This window comes from Paractinoplanes brasiliensis (assembly GCF_004362215.1).
GTDB classification, from domain to species: Bacteria; Actinomycetota; Actinomycetes; order Mycobacteriales; family Micromonosporaceae; genus Actinoplanes; species Actinoplanes brasiliensis.
On record NZ_SNWR01000001.1, the window covers coordinates 157,360 to 176,074 of the forward strand.

14 protein-coding genes are annotated in these 18,715 nt (G+C 71.4%); 7 read left to right on the forward strand and 7 right to left on the reverse strand.

Going from position 1 to position 18,715, the window contains the following annotated elements; genetic code table 11:
* Positions 1 to 455: 455 nt before the first annotated feature.
* On the forward strand, positions 456 to 872 hold the full coding sequence (locus tag C8E87_RS00595) for a GNAT family N-acetyltransferase (protein WP_239080641.1): 417 nt from the start codon (positions 456 to 458) through the stop codon (positions 870 to 872).
* Between the two features lie 228 nt (positions 873 to 1,100).
* On the opposite strand, the gene cydC is transcribed toward C8E87_RS00595, so the two are convergent.
* The 4 genes from cydC to C8E87_RS00615 are packed head-to-tail and all read right to left on the reverse strand — an operon-like array spanning position 1,101 to position 7,145.
* Entirely contained in the window at positions 1,101 to 2,759 is a 1,659-nt protein-coding gene (gene cydC / locus C8E87_RS00600; RefSeq protein ID WP_133871247.1) for a thiol reductant ABC exporter subunit CydC, read from the reverse strand.
* A complete protein-coding gene (gene cydD, locus C8E87_RS00605) occupies positions 2,756 to 4,753 on the reverse strand; it encodes a thiol reductant ABC exporter subunit CydD (RefSeq protein ID WP_133871248.1) in 1,998 nt (665 codons plus the stop codon). Before cydD ends, cydC begins: the two co-directional genes overlap by 4 nt.
* Positions 4,750 to 5,745 carry a cytochrome d ubiquinol oxidase subunit II gene (gene cydB / locus C8E87_RS00610; protein WP_133871249.1) on the reverse strand — a complete coding sequence of 332 codons (996 nt, stop codon included), beginning with the start codon at positions 5,743 to 5,745 and terminating at the stop codon, positions 4,750 to 4,752. Before cydB ends, cydD begins: the two co-directional genes overlap by 4 nt.
* An 11-nt stretch (positions 5,746 to 5,756) precedes the next feature.
* Positions 5,757 to 7,145 (reverse strand): cytochrome ubiquinol oxidase subunit I, encoded by a 1,389-nt coding sequence (locus C8E87_RS00615; RefSeq protein ID WP_133871250.1) that lies wholly within the window; start codon positions 7,143 to 7,145, stop codon positions 5,757 to 5,759.
* A gap of 255 nt (positions 7,146 to 7,400) precedes the next feature.
* Here C8E87_RS00615 and C8E87_RS00620 point away from each other — a divergent pair, with 255 nt between their 5' ends.
* The 4 genes from C8E87_RS00620 to C8E87_RS00635 all read left to right on the forward strand — a co-directional run bounded on the left by C8E87_RS00620 (position 7,401) and on the right by C8E87_RS00635 (position 10,865).
* A complete protein-coding gene (locus C8E87_RS00620) occupies positions 7,401 to 8,354 on the forward strand; it encodes an Acg family FMN-binding oxidoreductase (RefSeq protein WP_239080642.1) in 954 nt (317 codons plus the stop codon).
* 109 nt (positions 8,355 to 8,463) lie between these two features.
* Positions 8,464 to 9,054, forward strand: coding sequence for a DoxX family membrane protein (locus C8E87_RS00625; protein WP_133871251.1), 591 nt, complete (start codon positions 8,464 to 8,466; stop codon positions 9,052 to 9,054).
* Positions 9,055 to 9,117: 63 nt separating this feature from the next.
* Positions 9,118 to 10,005 carry a universal stress protein gene (locus C8E87_RS00630; protein ID WP_133871252.1) on the forward strand — a complete coding sequence of 296 codons (888 nt, stop codon included), beginning with the start codon at positions 9,118 to 9,120 and terminating at the stop codon, positions 10,003 to 10,005.
* Positions 10,002 to 10,865, forward strand: coding sequence for a universal stress protein (locus C8E87_RS00635; protein ID WP_133871253.1), 864 nt, complete (start codon positions 10,002 to 10,004; stop codon positions 10,863 to 10,865). The genes C8E87_RS00630 and C8E87_RS00635 overlap by 4 nt, the downstream gene beginning before the upstream one ends.
* A gap of 4 nt (positions 10,866 to 10,869) precedes the next feature.
* Here the strand turns inward: C8E87_RS00635 and C8E87_RS00640 are convergent, their stop codons facing one another.
* Positions 10,870 to 11,961: a response regulator gene (locus C8E87_RS00640; RefSeq protein ID WP_133871254.1), complete on the reverse strand. Its 1,092-nt coding sequence runs from the start codon at positions 11,959 to 11,961 to the stop codon at positions 10,870 to 10,872.
* A 105-nt stretch (positions 11,962 to 12,066) separates the two neighbouring features.
* Between C8E87_RS00640 and C8E87_RS00645 the strand changes: the two genes are divergently transcribed.
* Positions 12,067 to 13,200 carry an FIST N-terminal domain-containing protein gene (locus C8E87_RS00645; protein ID WP_133871255.1) on the forward strand — a complete coding sequence of 378 codons (1,134 nt, stop codon included), beginning with the start codon at positions 12,067 to 12,069 and terminating at the stop codon, positions 13,198 to 13,200.
* A gap of 8 nt (positions 13,201 to 13,208) precedes the next feature.
* Positions 13,209 to 15,401, forward strand: a complete 2,193-nt coding sequence (locus C8E87_RS00650; protein ID WP_133871256.1) for a PAS domain-containing sensor histidine kinase — start codon at positions 13,209 to 13,211, stop codon at positions 15,399 to 15,401.
* An 18-nt stretch (positions 15,402 to 15,419) separates the two neighbouring features.
* On the opposite strand, the gene C8E87_RS00655 is transcribed toward C8E87_RS00650, so the two are convergent.
* Positions 15,420 to 16,616 carry an HDOD domain-containing protein gene (locus tag C8E87_RS00655; RefSeq protein ID WP_133871257.1) on the reverse strand — a complete coding sequence of 399 codons (1,197 nt, stop codon included), beginning with the start codon at positions 16,614 to 16,616 and terminating at the stop codon, positions 15,420 to 15,422.
* Positions 16,613 to 18,706, reverse strand: coding sequence for a two-component system sensor histidine kinase NtrB (locus C8E87_RS00660; RefSeq protein ID WP_133871258.1), 2,094 nt, complete (start codon positions 18,704 to 18,706; stop codon positions 16,613 to 16,615). The genes C8E87_RS00655 and C8E87_RS00660 overlap by 4 nt, the downstream gene beginning before the upstream one ends.
* Positions 18,707 to 18,715: the final 9 nt, after the last annotated feature.

The following is an 18,715-nucleotide window of genomic DNA, read 5'->3' on the forward strand; positions in this document are numbered from 1 at the left end:
AGGCCTGGGTATTCGGACACGCAGGAGATCTTGTACGGGCTACCCAGGCGCAGGAGAGAGCTGTTGACCTCTACCCAGCTGAGATGACTCGGCTGAGCTCACAAGTGCAACTTCACCACGCCGCAGCACTCATCCGTAGCGGCCACATCCCCGACGGCCTACGCCAAGCAGCAGACGTGCTCGACGAGCTGCCCTCTGACCAGCACAACGAGCTGTTGCGCACGGTCGCGCGACAGGTCGTCGAAGCCGTACCAACGACGGAGCGTCGTCGACCGACCTACCGGGAGCTCGCTGAACGCGTAGACCTCTAGATTCAAGGACATGACCACTTATAGCTACCTTGTCGGAGCGTCCGCCGATCCGGTGTCCAGCGAGCTGGTCGATCTCTATGCCACGGTCTACGCCGAGCCCCCTACGAAGAAGGTCCTGAGCAGGTCGAAGGTTTCCGTACACGCATGCTCGAGGACACCTCGCGCGCCGGGTTCACCTTGGTCACGGCGCGAACAAATGATCAACTCGTCGGAGCGGCATTCGGCTGGACGATGCCGGCCGGGACCTGGTGGTCGCGAGCGGACGCACAGCCCAGCCGGGATGTCCTCGACGCCGACAAGTTCGCTGTCATGGAGTGGATCGTCCGACCCGACCGGCGAGGCAAAGGCATAGGCGCCCAGCTCATTCGCCGGCTTCTCACGGGCCGCCCGGAGTCCTACGCGACCCTCGCCTCCGATCCCCGCTCTGAGGCGCGAGAGATCTATGAACGGGCAGGCTGGCGACAGGTAGCGCGAACAACTCTCACGTGGGGACCCGCCATGGACCTGCTCGTCATCAACCTGCCCCTGAGTATCACGGACGGTGACAGAACCGCTGGATGATTCTTCAAGCGTTGCCAGTGACTATGCCACGATCTTGCGTTTCTCCCGGCTCGCCGCCGGGCTGACCCTCGACCAGCTCGCCGCAGCCAGCGGCTACTCGGCGTCGACTTTGTCGCGGTTGGCTGCGCAGGACACACGTGAGGACAGGACGAGGACCCGGCTGGTGACCGGCGCTCGAGCCCGCGGTGGCCCTGGCCAGTGGTATCGGCTGAGCGCGTACGCCTGTCCTCAGGCCGGCACGGCGATGCGTGGCCGGGTCAGGTCCACCACCTCGTCGACCCGGCCGGCGATGTCCGTGCGGTGGGTGATGATCAGGACGGTGCGGTTGCCGGCGGCGGCGAGCAGGTCGTCGAGGAGGGCGGCGGCCGTTTCGTCGTCGAGGTGTTCGGTCGGCTCGTCGAGGATGAGGACCTCGAAGCCGCCGAGCAGGGCGCGGGCCAGGGCAAGACGGCGGCGCTGACCGCCGGACAGTTCGCGGCCGTGTTCGCCGACCAGGGTTTCCAGGCCCTCGGGGAGGGTGGTGACCCAGTCGAGAAGGCGAGCCTCGGCGAGGGCGTCACGCAGTTGCTCGTCGGTGGCGCCGGGGCGGGCGATCCTCAGGTTCGCGGCGATCGTGGTGTCGAAGAGGTACGCGTCCTCGGGCAGGTAGCCGACAATCCGGCGGACCCTTTCGGGGGCGATGCGGCGCAGGTCGACGCCGTCGAGGGTGACCCGACCGGCGGTGGGGTCGAGGAAGCGGACCAGCAGCGCGGCGACGGTGCTCTTGCCGCTGCCGCTCGGCCCGACCAGCGCGACCCGAGCGCCCGGTGGCAGGTCGAGGTCGACGTTGTGCAGCACGGTGCGGCCCGGGGTCCAGGCGGCGTCGACTGCCTCAAGGCGGAGCGTGTGCGGGCCGTCGGGAATCTCGACCGGCGTCGTGGGCGTGGTGATCCGTGCGGGGGTGGCGAGCACGTCGGCCAGCCGGCGCAGCGACGCGCGGGCGGCGGCGAAGTGCTGGGCCGCGGCGGGCAGGCCGCCCACGGTCTCGAACACCGCGAGCGGGGTCAGCACGACGACGGCCAGCAGTTCGCCGTCGAGGGCGCCCGAGCGGACCGCGTACGCGCCGGCGGCCAGACCCACGAGCAGGCAGAGGCCGGTGGCCAGGGTGGTGACCGCGGCGGAGACCCCGGCCATGGCGCTGGAGCGTTGTTCGGCCTGGCGCAACCGGGCGTCGGTGTCGGCGAGACTGGCGAGACGGGGACCGGTCGCGCCGTACGCGAGCAGGTCGGGCAGGCCGTGCAGCAGGTCGGTCGTGCCGGTGGCGAGCTCGGCGCGCAGCGGGGCGAGCCGTCCGTCGGCGCGGCGGCCGGCCCGCGCCTGCAGGATCGGAACGACCATGCCGACCAGCAGGATTCCGGCGGCGAGGGCGAGGCCGGCGGGTTTCGAGTACGCGCCGACCAGCACCACCGAGCCGAGGCCGACCAGGGTGGCGACGGCGTACGGCAGCACGACCCGGGTCAGCATGTCGAGCACCGCGTCCACGTCGGCGGCGAGGCGCCGAGCGAGGTCGGCCCGGCGGTAACCGGCCAGCCCGGCCGGGGCGAGCTCGGCGAGGCGGGTGAAGATGCGCGCCCGGAGGCGGCCGAGGACCCGCAGCGCGGCGTCGTGACCGGCCAGCCGTTCGACGTAGCGCAGCACGCCGCGGCTGAGGCCGAACGCGCGCACCGCCACGATGGCGACCATGAGGTGCAGCACCGGCGGGTGCAGGGCGGCCCGCGAGATCAGCCACGCGGAGACGGCCATCAGCCCGACCGCCGCGCCGGCCGCTCCCGCCCCGGCGAGGACGGCCAGCGCCAGCCCACCGGAGGCGGGGGCGGCCGCGCTGCGAAGAAGACGGAACCAGCTCATCGCACGACCTCCGACGGCACGAGACGATCATCCGCGGGCGGCACAGCAGCGGCATCCGCCGGCAGCACGCGACCCGCGTCCGGCGGAAGCGGGACTGGCGGCGCGGCTCGATCGTCAGCAGGCGGCACGACAGCAGCAACGGGCCGCAAGAGGGGCGCGGCCGGCGACGACGCCGGGGTGAGGTTGATGACGCGGTCGGCGAGGGCGATCAGTTCCGAGCGGTGGGCGGCCATGATGACCGTACGGCCGTGGGCGAGCCGCCGGATCGCTGCCATGACCTCGTCGGCGGTGTCGGTGTCCAGGTTGGCCGTGGGTTCGTCGAGCAGGACGATCGGCGCGTCGCGCAGGAACGCGCGGGCCAGGGCGAGACGCTGGCGCTGACCGGCCGACAGCCCGGCGCCGTCGTCGCCCAGCACGGTGTCGTAGCCGTGCGGCAGCGCGGCGATGAACCCGTCAGCACCGGCGAGCGAAGCGGCAGACGCAACGTCGACGCCGGCGAGTGAGCCCGCGGACGCGACGTCAACGGCCGTGACCGAAGCCGCGCGAACACCGTCGACGCCCCCGTCCGGAGCAGCGGAAGCATCGTCGACACCGGCGCGTGGGGCTTTCAACAGCGAGTCCGCAGTGGTGGGGGCGGCGGTCGGAGCCGGGATGGTAGGAGCGGCCGTGAAGCAGTGCGCGAATGCCGTCGGCGGCGAAGGCAGGGAAACCGGCTCGGCGCCGAGGGTGACGTTCTCGCGTACGGTGCCTGCGAACAGGTACGGCCGCTGCGGCACCCAGGCGAGAGCCGACCGCCACGCCGCCGGGTCGACGTCAGCGAGGTCAGTGCCGCCGACGGTGACCCGGCCGCGGTCGGGAGTGGCGAAGCCGAGCAGCACGTTCAGGGCCGTGGACTTGCCGCACCCGCTCGGCCCGGTCAGCGCGACGACCTCACCGGGCGCGATCGTGGCGGTCAGGCGCAGCGCCTCCCGGTCGCGGTAGCGCACCACCACGTCGTCGAAGGCGATCACCCCGTACGGGACGGGGGCGGAGCCCGCGGCGGGAACCGGGGTCTCCAGCAGAGCGAAGGCCTCCTCGGCGGCGGCCAGGCCCTCGGCGCTTGCGTGGTAGTGCGCGCCCACTTGCCGCAGCGGCAGGTACGCCTCGGGGGCCAGGATCAGCACGAGCAGCGCGGTGGTCAGGTCGAGGTTGCCGGAGACCAGGCGCAGGCCGATGCCGACCGCGACCAGCGCCACCGACAGCGTGGCCAGCAGTTCCAGAACCAGCGAGGAGAGGAACGCGACCCGCAGCGTGCGCATGGTGAGCCGGCGCTGCTCGTTGCTGACCCGCCGGATCGTGGCCGCCTGAGCCCCGGCCCGGCCGAAGATCTTCAGCGTGGTCAGCCCGGCGACCACGTCGAGGAAGTGGTGCGACAGGCGGCCGAGCAGGCGGAACTGGCGGCGGTTGGCCGCCTCGGTGTGCAGCCCGACCAGCGCCATGAAGATCGGGATGAGTGGCAGGGTCAGCACGATGGTGACAGTCGCGGTCAGGTCGGCGGGGAGCAGCCGGGCCAGCACGACCGCCGGGACGAGCGCGGCGAGCACCAGTTGGGGCAGGTAGCGGGCGAAGTAGGCGTCCAGGGCGTCGAGGCCCCGGGTGATCAGCGTGGTGACCGCCCCGGTGCCGGGCGCCCGGCCGGGGCCGAGCGCCGCCAGGTGGGCCAGCAGGCGTCCACGCAGTTCGCTTTTCACGGCGGCGGACGAGCGGGCGGCGACGGCCTCCTGCGCCCACGCCACGACGGACCGGCCGGCGATCACGGCGGCCAGCGCGAGCAGCGTCGGCGTCAGCTCACCGAGGTCGGCGCCGTCGAGGAACACCGCGGTGATCCCGTACGCGAGAAGGGTGGCCTGCGCGACGATCAGCCCGGCCAGGACCACCCCGAGCACGACCGTGGCGGCCAGGAACCAGCGGGCGCTCCTGGCATGGCGCAGCAGCCGTGGGTCGAGGGGCTTCACACCGGGATCCGTTCGACCGTGAGCCGCTTGCGGAACACCCAGTACGTCCAGCCCTGGTAGGCCAGCACGATCGGGGTGAAGGCGACCGCCACCCAGGTCATGACCTTCAGCGTGTACGGGGTGGACGAGGCGTTGTCGACGGTGAGGCTGTTGGCGGCGGCGATGCTGGACGGCATCACGTCGGGGAACAGCGTGACGAACAGGCCGAACACCGCGAGCACGAGGGTCGCGCCGGTGGCCAGGAACGCCCAGCCCTCACGGCGTACGCGGGTCGCGATGACCGCCCCGGCCAGAGCGAGCGCCGCCGCCGCGAAAAGCAGCCAGCCGGCGACGTCGTGGTGGGTGCTCGCCGTCCACGCCAGGAAACCGCCCGCGACCAGGACAGCCGCCGGGGCCACCCGCTCGGCCAGCCGTCCGGCCCGCTCCCGCATCTCGCCGCCGGTCTTGAGGGCCAGGAACACCGCACCGTGCAGCACGAACAGCGTCAGCGTGGTCAGGCCGCCGAGCAGCGCGTACGGGTTGAGCAGGTCGAAGAAGCCACCGACGTACTCGTGGTTCGCGTCGAGCTTGACGCCGCGCACGATGTTGCCGAACGCCACGCCCCACAGGATCGCCGGGACCAGGCTGCCGCCGATGATGCACCAGTCCCAGCGGCGGCGCCAGCGGTCGTCGTCGCGCTTGCCGCGGTACTCGAACGCGACCCCGCGCAGGATCAGCGCGACCAGGATGAGCAGCAGCGGCAGGTAGAAGCCGGAGAACAGGGTGGCGTACCACTCGGGGAACGCGGCGAAGGTGGCGCCGCCGGCGACCAGCAGCCACACCTCGTTGCCGTCCCAGACCGGGCCGATGGTGTTGATGAGCAGGCGGCGCTCGCGGTTGTCGCGGGCCAGCACGGGCAGCAGGATGCCGACACCGAAGTCGAAGCCCTCGAGCAGGAAGTAGCCGGCCCAGAGGATCGCGATGAGCGCGAACCAGACAGTCGTGAGTTCCATGTCGTTCCCGATCAGTAGGCGAAAGCGAGCGGGCGGTCGGGGTCATCGGTGGGTTCTTCCACCTCGGGGGCGCCGGCTCGGGCGTACTTGACGAACAGCCCGACCTCGATGACGGCGAGCACGCCGTAGAGCAGCGTGAGCACGATCAGCGAGGTGGCCACCGAGCCGGCGCCGACCGACGGCGAGACACTGTCGGCGGTCTTGAAGACGCCGAACACCGTCCAGGGCTGGCGGCCCATCTCGGTGAAGATCCAGCCGAACGAGTTGGCGGCCAGCGGCATGCCGATCGAGGCGATCGCGGCGAGCCACAGCCAGCGGTTCGCCGGTGTCCGGCCGCGGCGGGTGAACCAGAGCGCGGCCGCGGCGACCAGCATGGCGAGCCCGCCGAAGCCGATCATCAGGCGGAACGACCAGTAGGTGACGGGCACCGAGGGCACGTAGTCGCCGGGACCGTACTTCTCGACGTACTCGGCCTGCAGGTTGTTGATGCCCTCGACCTCGCCGCTCGGGCTGCCGGTGGCCATGAACGACAGCAGCGACGGGATGCGCACGCTGGCGAGTTCCTCGCGGCCGTCCAGCGACCCGATCGTGAAGATGGAGAAGCTCGCGGGCTTGGAGGTGTCGTACAGGGCCTCGGCGGCGGCCATCTTCATCGGCTGCTGCTCGGTCATGACGCGGGCCTGCAGGTCACCGGTGATCAGCACGCCGACGCCGGCGATCAGCACCACCCAGGCGCCGAGCTTGAGGCTGGGACGGAAGACGTCGGTCTGGTTGTGGCGCTTGAGGTGCCAGGCGCTGACCGCGAGCAGCACCGCGCCGCCGGTCAGGAAGCAGGCGGTGATCGTGTGCGGGAAGGTGACCAGCGTCGTCGAGTTGGTCAGCACCGCCCAGATGCTGGTCAGTTCGGCCCGGCCGGACTCGGGGTTCACGGTGTAGCCGACCGGGTGCTGCATCCACGAGTTCGCGGCGAGGATGAAGTACGCCGACAGCAGCGTGCCGATCGAGGCCAGCCAGATCGTCGCCAGGTGCACCTTTCGCGGCAGCCTGTCCCAGCCGAAGATCCACAGGCCCAGGAAGGTCGACTCGAGGAAGAACGCGAGCAGGCCCTCGATGGCGAGCGGAGCGCCGAAGACGTCGCCGACGAAGCGGGAGTAATCGCTCCAGTTCATGCCGAACTGGAACTCCTGCACGATGCCGGTGACCACGCCCATCGCGAAGTTGATCAGGAACAGCTTGCCCCAGAACTTGGTGGCCCGCAGGTAGTGCTCCTTGCCCGTCCGGTACCAGGCGGTCTGCAGGCCGGCTACCAGGGCCGACATGCCGATGGTGATCGGCACGAACAGGAAGTGGTAAACGGTGGTGATGCCGAACTGCCATCGGGCAAGGTCGAGCGCGTCCACGGTGGGATCCTTTCCACGGATGCCCCCGAGTCTGGTGATCGCCCCGGCGGCGGATCAGGGCCGAAAGTCCCGTGGGGTCCCGGCCATGGTCCCGATCCCAGGCCTCGCGGCCGGTTGTTTCGCGGGGGCGGAAAAATCCTAACGTGGTGCGTCCCGACCGGCGGGTGAAACAGGACCTTCGGCCCTGAACACCCACGGCGGCAGGGCGGCACGGTTGGGGAATCCCTTTCCCCGGCCACCGCTAAGGAGACCGCCGTGAACCACTACGACGACGCGGATCTGCGTGCGGCGGCCGAGGCCGGCATCCGCGCGCCGTCGATGCTCAACAGCCAGCCGTGGCTGTTCCGTCTGCGCGACGGCGGCGTCGAAATCCTCGCCGACCCGGCCCGCCAGCTGGACGCCCTGGACCGGTCCGGCTGGGCGACCCGCCTGGCCTGCGGCGCCGCCACCTACAACGCCCGTCTCGCCCTCGCCATGCGTGGCCGGCCCGCCGAGGTGCACCTGCGCCCGTACCCCGCCGAGCCCGACGTCGTGGCCCGGCTCGTTCCGGGCCGGGAGAGGCCACCGACGTACGCCGAACAGGACCTGTACGCCGCCATCGCTCGCCGGCACAGCAACCGGGCGCCGTTCTGGCCCGACCCCGTGCCGGCCGAAACCCGCAAGCGGCTCATCGAGGCCGCCCGCAGCGAGTCCGCCTGGCTCGACCTGCTCGTCGGCATGACCGCCCTGGCCGGTTTCGCCGAGATCGCCCGCAGCGCCGACCGGGTGCTGCGGCGCGACGACCGGTACCAGACCGAGCTGATCGGCTGGCTGCACGCCGACGACGCGCCCGACGGTGTCCCGGTGGGCGCCGGCGCTCCCCTGCCCGAACCTCAGGACCTGCTCCCGCAGCGGGTCTTCGGCACCCGCCGCCGGGCGCCCGGCCGCGACTACGAGCCCGAACCGCTGGTCGCCGTCCTCGGCGTGCCCGGCGACTGGCCGGCCGACCAGATCACCGCGGGCCAGGCCCTGCAGAAGGTCCTGCTGACCGCGACCGACTCCGGGCTGACCACCTCGATGATCTCCCAGCCGATCGAGGTCCCCGCCGCCCGCGACCAGCTGCGGCGCTCCCTCGGCCGCACCGGCCACCCGCAGCTGGCCCTGCGCCTCGGTCACGGCACCCCCGGACCGGGCACGCCCCGCCGCGACGTCGCCGAAGTCCTCCGCTAGAGCCGGCGGGACGGGACCTTCGTCCTGCCGAGGTCGGGTCCATGGCCTCCGGACTCCTGCCCCGGATCGGCGCAGGCTCAAGGTACAGACATCGATGAAGGAGGACACCATGACAACCATCGGCCGGGGCGCTGCCGCTCATCTGGAGCACGTGGAGGCTCCCGGCGCGGTCCTTACCAAGGCCGCCGCGAGGGCGCTGGCCGTGCTGCGCATCTCCACCGGCTTCGTCTTCCTGTGGGCGTTCTTCGACAAGACCTTCGGGTGGGGTTTCGCCACCCCGGCGGAACGGGCCTGGATCAACGGCGGATCGCCCACCAAGGGCTTCCTGTCCGGTGTCGAGGTCGGCCCGAGCTGGCTGCAGACGTTCTTCCACAACATCGCCGGCGACCCGTGGGCCAACTGGGCCTTCATGCTCGGCCTGCTCGCCATCGGCCTGGCCTTCGTGCTCGGCATCGGCATGCGGCTCGCGGCCGGCGCCGGCGCGCTGATGATGCTCCTCATGTGGGCCGCCGAATGGCCGCTCGACAAGACCACCGCCGGGGGCGAACCCAGCGGGTCGACCAACCCGATCGTCGACTACCACATCATCTACGGCCTCGCCGGCATCGTGCTGGCCCTGACCTACGCGGGGCACACCTGGGGCCTGGGCCGGTGGTGGGCGTCGCTGCCCATCGTCCAGAAGAACCGCTGGCTCATCTGACCCGCCACGTCCGGCCGCGCTCGGCGCGGCCGGACGCGCCCGTCCCACGAGGGAGGCAACGTCGTGAACACCAGGCCCATCGTCGTCGGCGCCGACGGCACCGAATCCAGCACGATCGCCGTCGACTGGGCGGCCCGTGAGGCCCACCGCCGCAACCTGCCGCTGCGGATCGTGCACGCCTTCGACTTCGACTGGCAGGGCGCCCGCTACAACATCGGCACCGATTTCATCGACATGGCACGCAAGGTCGCCGAGGCGGTCGTGGCCGCGGCCTGGGACAGGGCCCGCGACATCGCGCCGGACATCACCATCGAGACCGAGACGGTCATCGGGTCCGCCACCCCGCGGCTGCTCGAGGTGGCCGGCGAGGCGGAATCGATCGTGGTGGGCAGCCGGGGCCGGGGCGGCTTCACCGGTCTGCTGCTCGGTTCGGTCAGCCAGCGCGTCGCCACGCACGCCGCCTGCCCGGTCGTCGTCGTACGCGGTCACTCCGCCGCCGACGGCCCCATCGCGGCCGGTGTCGACGAGTCGCCCGCCGCCGACCTCGTACTGGAAACGGCTTTCGACGCCGCGACCGAGCAGAACTGCCCGTTGACCGTCGTGCGCGCGTACCTGCCGGTGATCCCGCTGTGGCTGTCCGATGTGGCGCCGCCGACGGTCGACACGCCGGAGCAGGACGCCGCCGAGAACGAGCGGCTGGACGAGCAGCTGGTCCCGTGGCGCGCCAAGTACCCCGACGTGCCGGTCACGACCGTGGTGACCCACGAGAGCGCCGCCTACGCGCTCGAACGTGAGTCCCGGCGGTCCCGGCTGGTCGTGGTCGGCAACCGCGGTCACGGGCTGCTGGCGGGCGCGTTCCTCGGCTCGACCACCCTGCAGCTGCTGCACCACGCCGGATCCCCGGTCCTCGTCACCCGCCCGCGACAGTCGAAGAAGGAGACGTCGTCATGACCGCCCGCAGAATCATCGTCGGTTACGACCGCTCCACCGACGCCAAGGCCGCCGCCCGCTGGGCTCTGGACGAGGCGTTGCGCACCGGCGCCGCGGTGGAGTTCCTGTACGCGTACGAGTGGCCGGCCTGGCTGCCGGCGACCTCGACGGTTCCGGCGCCCTCCGTGTGGCCCGACGGCGAGACCGACCGCGCCATCCAGGGCGCGCTGAACGAGGCCGCCGCCCTGGCCAAGCAGAGCCACCCGTCCGTGCCCACCCACGTCACGTTCGTGCACAACAGCGCCGCGCTCGAGCTGATCGGCCGCTCCGCCGGCGCGAGCCTGGTCGTGCTCGGCTGCCGGGGGCACAGCGGCGTCACCGGGTTGCTGGGCTCGGTCAGCGTGGCCGTCAGCGCCCACGCCAAGTGCCCCGTGGTCGTGGTGCGCGGCGAGCCGGCCGGGGAAGCGCCCGTGGTGGTCGGCGTCGACGACTCCCCGTCGGCCCAGGTGGCCCTGGTCTTCGCGGTCGAGGCCGCGCTGGCGCGCGGCGTCGGGTTGCGGGTGATCCGCGCCTGGCCGCAGGTGACCGGCCTGTGGGAGCAGAGCCAAATCGTCACCCGGGTGGTGACCGAGCAGGAGCGGCGTCCCTTCGACGAGCTGATCGCCGGCTGGCAGCGCAAACACCCCGAGCTGACCATCTCGGCCGAGGCCGTGGTCGCCCACCCGGCGGCCGCGCTGGCCGAGGCCGGCCGCGACGCGCAACTGCTGGTCGTCGGCACGCGCGGACGCGGCGCGATGCTCGGGATGGTACTCGGCTCGGTCAGCCAGCACGTGCTGCGCCACTCCCCCTGCACCGTGGTCGTGGCGCACGGCGAGCAGTAGGACGTCAGACGAGAACCGAGATGGGCTCGACCAGGCCCACCCCACCCGCGAAGTACCGGAGCCGGATGGCCATCGACTCGCTGAGCACCTCGCCCTGACGCAGGAGGAGAAGCCCGGTGGTCGTCAGCACGTCCTGGTCGACGACCATGCCCACCATGAGCTCGCTGCCCGGCAACCGCCGGGGTGAGCGGGCCTGGGAGGTGGCGAAGGCCTGCAGGATCCGGGCGACAAGGTCCTTCGGGTACTCGGTCAGGCCGCCGGCGACCTGAGCCGGCGGCCGGCCCCCGTCGATGCCGGTCAGGAAGGCGGCGGCCGTCGCGTACGGCGCCTGGTCGTCGTCCATGCCGGCGGGGGGCTTCTCGCCGAAGACGACCGGCTGCTCGGCGACCCACTCGGCCACGCGTTCGAGCCGGGGGATCCGCCGGATCAGGTCGTACGCCAGCCGCGGGTGGCTGCGGAGCAGTTCCTCGTTGCCGGGGTCCAGCGTCTCACCGCTTCGCGCCTGGGCCAGCACCGGTTCCGGGATGGCCATCAGCCCCACCTGCCCGAGCATTGCGGCGATGCGGGGCTCCCACGCGTCGGCGGGGGCCACGGCGTCGACCAGCATCCGCAACCGCTCGGTGCGCATCGCCGCGTACGGGTTGGTCGCCTTCATCAGGTCGATGAGCAGCTCGACCGCGCCGTCGAGCGTGCGTTGCAGCAGCTCGCGCTCGGCCATCACCAGGCGGTGCTGCTCCAGCGCGGCGTCCAGCGCCCGGGTGAGGTCGGTGGTGTCGCAGGGCTTGGTGAGGAACCGGAACAGATTCCCGTCGTTGACCGCCGCGATGGTCGAGGTGAGCTCCGCCTGGCCGCTGAGGATGATCTGCACCGAGTCGGGGCTGGCGGTCCGGGCCCGGGCGAGGAACTCGGCGCCGTCCATGACCGGCATCTTCATGTCGGAGACGATCACCGCGTACGGTTCGGCGGCCTCGGCGACGCGGGTCAGCCCCTCGGCCCCGGAGACGGCCGCGTCGATCTCGTAGCGGCCGCGCAGGGTCCGCCGTATGCCGTCGAGGATTCTCGGCTCGTCGTCGACCATCAAGATGCGCTCGGCCACCTCGGCAGCATATGTCCGCTCAGTGCCTTAGGTTAGATTTGTCCTCAACTTCTGGTGGCCGTGGCCGAACGGAACGTCGGGGACTCGGAAAAATCGGAGGTGCACGTGCCGACGCCGGTCATATCCCGTACGAGGCAGCACACGGCGGTGGCGTCCGCCGACTCGCACCGGCCAGACCCGGTCGCTGCCGTCGCTGAGCTCGCCGACGCCCTCGGCACCCGGGCCGGCCTGTACGCGGTCTTCGTCACCCCGGGATACGACCTTCCCCTGGTGGGCCGCGAGCTGAAGCGCCACTTCGGTGACCGCGTGATCGGCTGCACCAGCTCGGGCAACATCGGACCACGCGGGTACGACAGCGCCGGCCTCTGCGCCGTCGCCTTCACCGGCGGCCTGCGGGCCCGGACGGTCACTGTCGGCCCCCTCGACGACGCGCCCGGCGCTGTCGAGCGCGCGGCGCCCGAGCTGGCCGACCTTCGCTCCGAGGTGGGCGACGGTGAAGGTTTCGCGATCCTGCTCACCGACGGGCTGACCCGCAACGAGGACCTGCTCGCGGCGAATCTGATGGCCGCGCTGGGCGACGTGCCGATCGTCGGCGGCTCGGCCGGTGACAACCTGACCTTCGAGCACACGGCTGTTTACCACGACGGGGAGTTCCTGCCGAACCTCGCGTCGGTCACCGTGGTCCGCACCGATGTGCCGTTCCGGCTGATCCGCCTGCAGCATCACGAGCCGACCAGCACCCTGCTGATCGCGACCGACGTCGACCCCGACCGGCGCGTCGTCCGGGCCTTGAACGGGCGGCCGGCCGCGCAGGCGTACGCGGAAGCGGTCGGGACCCGCGTCGCCGACCTGAACTTCTCCGTCTACTCCAGGCATCCCCTGCTGCTGAACGCGGGCGGATCCGCCTGGATCCGCGCCATCGCCGCCGCGAACGCCGACGGCACGCTGAGCATGTTCGCCCGGGTTGACGTGGGCGACGTCCTGCGGGTCGGGCGCCCGACGGGCCTGCTCGACCATCTGGAGCAGCAGTTCGCCGCCCTCGAGGCCGACCTCGGACCGATCGGCGGGATGCTCGCGTTCGACTGCGTCCTGCGACGGCTGGAGACGGAGGAGCATCAGGTCGCCGACCAGGTGGGCGGCTTCCTCGCGGAGCGCGGCGTGGTGGGTTTCAGCACCTACGGCGAGCAGTTCAACGGCATGCACATGAACCAGACCCTTGTCGCGGTTGCGTTCGCCTGAGGAGCAGCATGGTCGACACCGGCACGACGCTCACCGAGCAGTCGGCGGACCAGTTACGGCGCATCGTCGAGGAGCAGCGGCGCACCATTGAGGCGCTGGTCGTGGCCGCGGAACGCCGCACCGCGGGGGAGCCCGACAGTTCCGCCCTGGCCACCTGGCAACGGAACCTGACGCTGCAGCGGCGGCTCGCCGAGCGCACCCAGCGCATCCGCGCGGCAGAGCAGCTTCTGCGCGCCGTCACCGACTCGATCGACGCCGGCCTCTGCATCCTCGACGACGCGGGCGGGATCGTCGACACCAACCAGGCGTGGAACGCCATGCTGGCCCGCGTGCCTGGGGGCGCCCCGGAGGCGACCTCCTTCTTCGACTACGCCGTCAGCCGCGTGAACGGGCTGGGCGAGCTCTTGCGCGACGCCGGCGACACCGTCAGGCGGGTGCTGGCCGGGCAGCCGAGCCGGGCCACACCCAACTACGAGGTCGCCACGGAGTCCGGGCCGCGCTGGTGGCGGATGCGCGTCGATCCCGTGCGCGGTCACGGCGCCGCCCGGGCTGTCCTGACGCTCACCGACGAGACCGCGGCTGTGCGGACGCAGGAGGAACTGCGCCGGGCCACCCGCGACGCCACCCGGCTGGCCCCGATCGTCAGGCACATGGAGGACGCTGTCGTCATCGCCGACGCCGACGGCCGCATCGAGTGGGTCAACGACGCGTTCACCCAGTTGAGCGGCTACACCTTGGCCGAGTGCGAGGGCCGGCGCCGGATCGACATGCTCGGCGACGCCATGCCGGAGGTGGACGTCAAGGCCGTGTCCGAGCGCGGCTCCCACGTGTTCAGTGAGTTCGAGACCCGCACCAAGGACGGGCGGCCGCGCTGGTTGCGGGTCGCGCTCTACCACGTCGCCGACGACGAGGACGTGGTCCGCTGGGTCACCATCGAGCGCGACGTCACCGGCCGGCGCAACGCCGAGCAGGCCAGCCTCGCGGCCCGGGAGCGAGCCGAGGCTCTGGCGCACGAGCTCTCGGTGGAGAAGGCCGTGCTGACGGGAGTGATCTCCTCGATCCCGCACCTGATCTTCTGGAAGGACGCCCACGGCTTCTACCAGGGCCACAATTCCGCGTTCCTGGCCATGCGAGGGATCAGCACGGACACCGACCTGACCGGCAAGCTGGAAAAGAACATCGACGCCGGCGACGACCTCGGGCCGATCCTGGCCGAGCTCGAGGCCCAGGTGCTGGCCAGCAACCAGCCCGTCGTCGACCATCACGTCACGGTGACCGGGCCGGACGGTTCGCCCCGCACGATCCTGATGAGCGTGCTGCCGCAGCCCATGGCCGGCGGAGTCATCGGCATCGGGGCCGACGTCACCCGGATCAGCGATCTCGAGCGTCAGCTCAATCAGACCAACCGGCTGGAGGCCATCGGGCAGCTGGCCGCCGGCATCGCCCATGAGATCAACACGCCGATCCAGTTCGTCTCGGACAACACCCGTTTCATCGAGCAGACGTTCGGCCAGATCCTGGAGCTGGCGCAGGACGCACGGGAGAGGTTCGCCGCGACCGACGAGGACTTCGCGGAGCGGCTGCGCGACATCGACCTCGAGTTCCTGCTCGCCGAGGTGCCGACCGCGATCACCGAGTCACTCGAGGGCCTCAGCCGGGTGGCGCAGATCGTCCGGGCCATGAAGGACTTCTCCCACCCCGGGCACGGCCGCGCCGACGTCGACATCAACCGGGCGGTCGAAAGCACCGCCCAGGTCGCTCGCAACGAGTGGAAATACCATGCCGTGCTCAGCCTCCAGCTGGGCGAGGACGTCGGCATGGTGTCGTGTTACGAGGGCGAGCTCAAGCAGGTCATCCTGAACCTCATCGTCAACGCCGCCCACGCCATCGAGGCGGCCGCGGCCCGGCGCGAAGGCGTCCTCGGCAACATCACGATCCGCACCGCGCGCACCGCCTCCACGGTGGAGATCGTCGTGAGCGACGACGGCACCGGCATGGACGAGAGCACCCGGCAGCGCATCTTCGACCCGTTCTTCACCACCAAGGAGGTCGGCAAGGGCACCGGCCAGGGGCTCAGCATGGCGTACGCCAGCATCGTGCAGAAGCACGGCGGCACGATCCAGGTGGACTCCGCCCCCGGAGCCGGCACGACCTTCACCGTCGCCGTTCCCCTGCAGCCGCCGGCCGGTCAGGAGGATTGAGGTCCGCCCGGCCGCGGATCATCGGGGATGAGTTGCCCGCCAGCGTTCGATGACTTCCTGCTCCGCCCCGGCGATGTCCGTTCCGGCGAGGCTGTCGTCGTGGCCGGGGGCCTCGCACACGGCGCCGAAGTCGGCCTCCACGATGCGGTGGGCCAGAGCGACCGCGGAGCTGGGATCGTGAGCCTTCGGCCCCACAGGTGCGGTGGAGTGTCCCGCCACGGCGGACACGACCGTGGCGGGCAGGCCCCACAGTTGCAGCAGGTTGGCGCCGGCCTCGCTGTGCGAGGTGCCGAAGGCGGCATGCTCGGCGGCGTCCAAGGGGAGCGCCGGGGCCTCGGCGTCCTCCCACACGAGCAGGACCGCGGGGTAGGCATCGGCCCGCGACGACGCCAGCACCAGCTGCCCGATCTCGTGCAGCAGTCCGGCGGTGAAGGCTTCGTTCTCCCACGGCGCGCCGCCGGCCAGCATCCGGGCCAGGCGTGAGGTCCGTACGGAATGTTCGGTGAGCTCCTGGATCCAGCGGGCCGGGAGCTGCCCCTCGGGGTCGAGGCTTCGCACCACGTCGTGCATCAGCACCAGGCCCCGTACGGTGGGCGGACCGAGCAACGCCACCGCCTGGGACACGTCGCTGATCTGCCGGCCCACCATGCTGGCGGAGGAGTTCGCCAGCTGCAGCACCTTGGCGGCGGCGGCCGGGTCGTGCTCGATGACGGCCGCGACCGACCCGGCGGACGATCCCTCCGCGTCCAGCACCGTGATCAGTTCCGGCAGGATGCTGGGCGCGCTCGGCAGGGACTGCACCATGGCGGCGTCCCGGCGGGCGGAGTCGTCCCCCGAGGCCGCCTGGGCCTCGAGCAGCCGGTCGACGGTCTGCACCAGCTGCTCCCGGCTGGTGGGTTTGCTGAGGAACTGGTGCGACAGCGCGATGACACGAAGCACGTTGTCCTCGCCGGTCTGCCCGGAGAGGATGACCCGGGCGGTGCCGGGGTAGAGCGCGCGAACCCGGTCGAGCAGGTCGCCGCCGTCCATGCCGGGCATGCGGAAATCGGTCACCACCACGTCGCACGGCCGGTCCTGCATGGCGGCCAGCGCTTCCGCGCCGCCGGGCGCGAAGGACATGTCCCAGCGGTTCCGCTCGGTCCGCAGCATGCGCCGCAGGCCGTCGAGGATGCGTGGCTCGTCGTCGACGAACATCACGTGGGGCTTGCCGGTCATGCGGGAACCTCCGCCTGTGCCGCCGTGGATACGAGTGCCGTGCGCGGATCGACGGGCAGCCGGACGGTGAAGACCGTGCCGGCCCCGGGCTCGCTGGTGAAGCCGATGGATCCGTGGTGCCTGTCGACGACGAGGTTCCGGATCAGGGACAGACCCTGTCCCGTCCCTTTGCCGACCGTCTTGGTGGTGAAGAACGGGTCGAAGAGCTTGTCCGCGATCTCCGGGGGCACTCCCGTTCCGGTGTCGGCCACGTCGATGACCACCTCGCGGCCGTCGAGCCGGGTGCTGACCCGGATCTCGCCCCGGCCCGCGTCCGCCGCCTCGATCGCGTGTGCCGCGTTGACGAGCAGATTGAGCACGACCTGGTTGATGTCCCCGACGTGGCACATCACCAGCGGCAGCTCCGCCAGGTCGGTCCGGACGTCCGCCACGGTTCTGATCTCGTTGGCCGCGACGATCAGCGCGTTCCTGATCGCGTCGTTCAGATCGGCCGGGCTCTTGGCGTCGCTGCCGCGGTGCCCGAACGCCTTCATCGCTTGCACGATGGTGGCCACCCGGTCGACGCCCTCCAGGGTCTCGCGGATCGCCGTCGGCGCCTCCTCCAGGAGGAAGTCGACGTCGAGTTCCACCATGCGCCGGGCCAGGTCGGTGTCGTCGCCCAGGCTCCGCCGGACCTCGGCCACCACGGCCAGCAGGTCGGCCAGGGACTCGTCGAGAAATCTGACGTTGTCGCCGATGAACTGCATCGGGGTGTTGACCTCGTGAGCGATGCCGGCGGCCAGACGGCCGACGGACTCCAGCCGCTGGGCGTGCCGCAGCTCCAGTTCCAGGCGCTGCCGTTCCGAGATGTCCCGGGCGTTGAAGATCAGGCTGCGCGACCCGTCGTGCTCGGTCACGTAAGCCACCAGCACCTCGAACTCGATCCACGACCGCGGGTCCGGACCACGCAGCCGGCGGATCTGCGCGCCCTTCTGATCCGGGGCCAGCACCTCGGCGAGGTCGTCGGGATGGATGAGGGAGCGCAGGTCCCGGCCGATCAGGGATTCGCGGGGAACGCCGAGCAACCGGGCGGCGGCCGGGTTGGCGAACCGGATCGTTCCCTGTTCGCCGCAGAGCAGCAGGGCGTCGTGCGAGTGCTCCACGACGACGTTGAGCCGTGACCGGGTCAGCAGCTGGTCGAGGGTCAGCGCGGCCTCGTCGGCCAGCGTGGAGAGGGAGGCGGACAGGTCGTCCTGCGGACGCCGGTCGTACGAGACGACCAGCAGGCCGAACACGCGACCGTCGGCTGCGAGCGGCACCAGGTCCACCCGACAGGCCGGCGGCAGTCCCAGCTGCTCGGCGAACGAGGCCGCCTCGGCTCCGGTGATCCGGGCATAGCCGCCGGGACGCAGCGCCGACGCATGTGCCGGGCCGCTCGCGGCGAGGTTCACCGCACGGCCGGCCACGCCGGGGCGGGCGTCGCCGGCGTGCCCGATCGGCCGGAGGTCTCCCGAGGCGATCGTGGCGAGCACGGCGGCGTTGATCCGCCGGTCCAGGGCGACGACCGCTTCGGCGGCGACCCGCGCAGCGTCCCGGCGGTCGGTGGCCGCGGCGAAACCCGCGCCCGCCGTGGCCACGACCTGCTCCCGCAGCGCGGCCCTGTCGCGGGCCGCGATCCCCAGGGCCAGGGTGTGATTGATGACGAGGCCGATCAGCGCCGTCACCGTCAGCGGCACGGCGGAGGAAACGGCGACACCGTTGAACGCCACCCCGCATCCCATGATGGCCGTGACGCACGAGGCCCCGATCAGCTGGTCCAGCCGGCCGCCGTACAACGCGCGGCAATTGATCCAGACGTAGAGCAGGCCGACGGTGACGCCGAAATCCGAAGCCGCCGCGACCACGTACACGCAGGGGGCCTCGACCAGCCACAGTGCCCGGGGATACCGGCCACGCCGGTATCCCCAGCACAGGCAGAGCTCGACCACGACGATGGCGGCGACCGTCGCGGCGCGGAACCCGGCGCCGGCGCCCTCCTTGACGCCGAAGACGCCGATCAAGGACCAGAGAAGGCAGAACAGCAGGAACAGGGCGCGCACCTGTCCCAACATCGAGCCACC

Excerpts from the sequence above, each read along its gene's own strand:
- cydB (WP_133871249.1), bottom strand. The coding sequence starts at position 5,745 with ATGGAACTCACGACTGTCTGGTTCGCGCTCATCGCGATCCTCTGGGCC.
- C8E87_RS00625 (WP_133871251.1), top strand. The coding sequence starts at position 8,464 with ATGACAACCATCGGCCGGGGCGCTGCCGCTCATCTGGAGCACGTGGAG.
- C8E87_RS00595 (WP_239080641.1), top strand. The coding sequence starts at position 456 with ATGCTCGAGGACACCTCGCGCGCCGGGTTCACCTTGGTCACGGCGCGA.
- cydC (WP_133871247.1), bottom strand. The coding sequence starts at position 2,759 with ATGAGCTGGTTCCGTCTTCTTCGCAGCGCGGCCGCCCCCGCCTCCGGT.
- C8E87_RS00635 (WP_133871253.1), top strand. The coding sequence starts at position 10,002 with ATGACCGCCCGCAGAATCATCGTCGGTTACGACCGCTCCACCGACGCC.
- C8E87_RS00660 (WP_133871258.1), bottom strand. The coding sequence starts at position 18,706 with ATGTTGGGACAGGTGCGCGCCCTGTTCCTGCTGTTCTGCCTTCTCTGG.
- C8E87_RS00650 (WP_133871256.1), top strand. The coding sequence starts at position 13,209 with ATGGTCGACACCGGCACGACGCTCACCGAGCAGTCGGCGGACCAGTTA.
- C8E87_RS00655 (WP_133871257.1), bottom strand. The coding sequence starts at position 16,616 with ATGACCGGCAAGCCCCACGTGATGTTCGTCGACGACGAGCCACGCATC.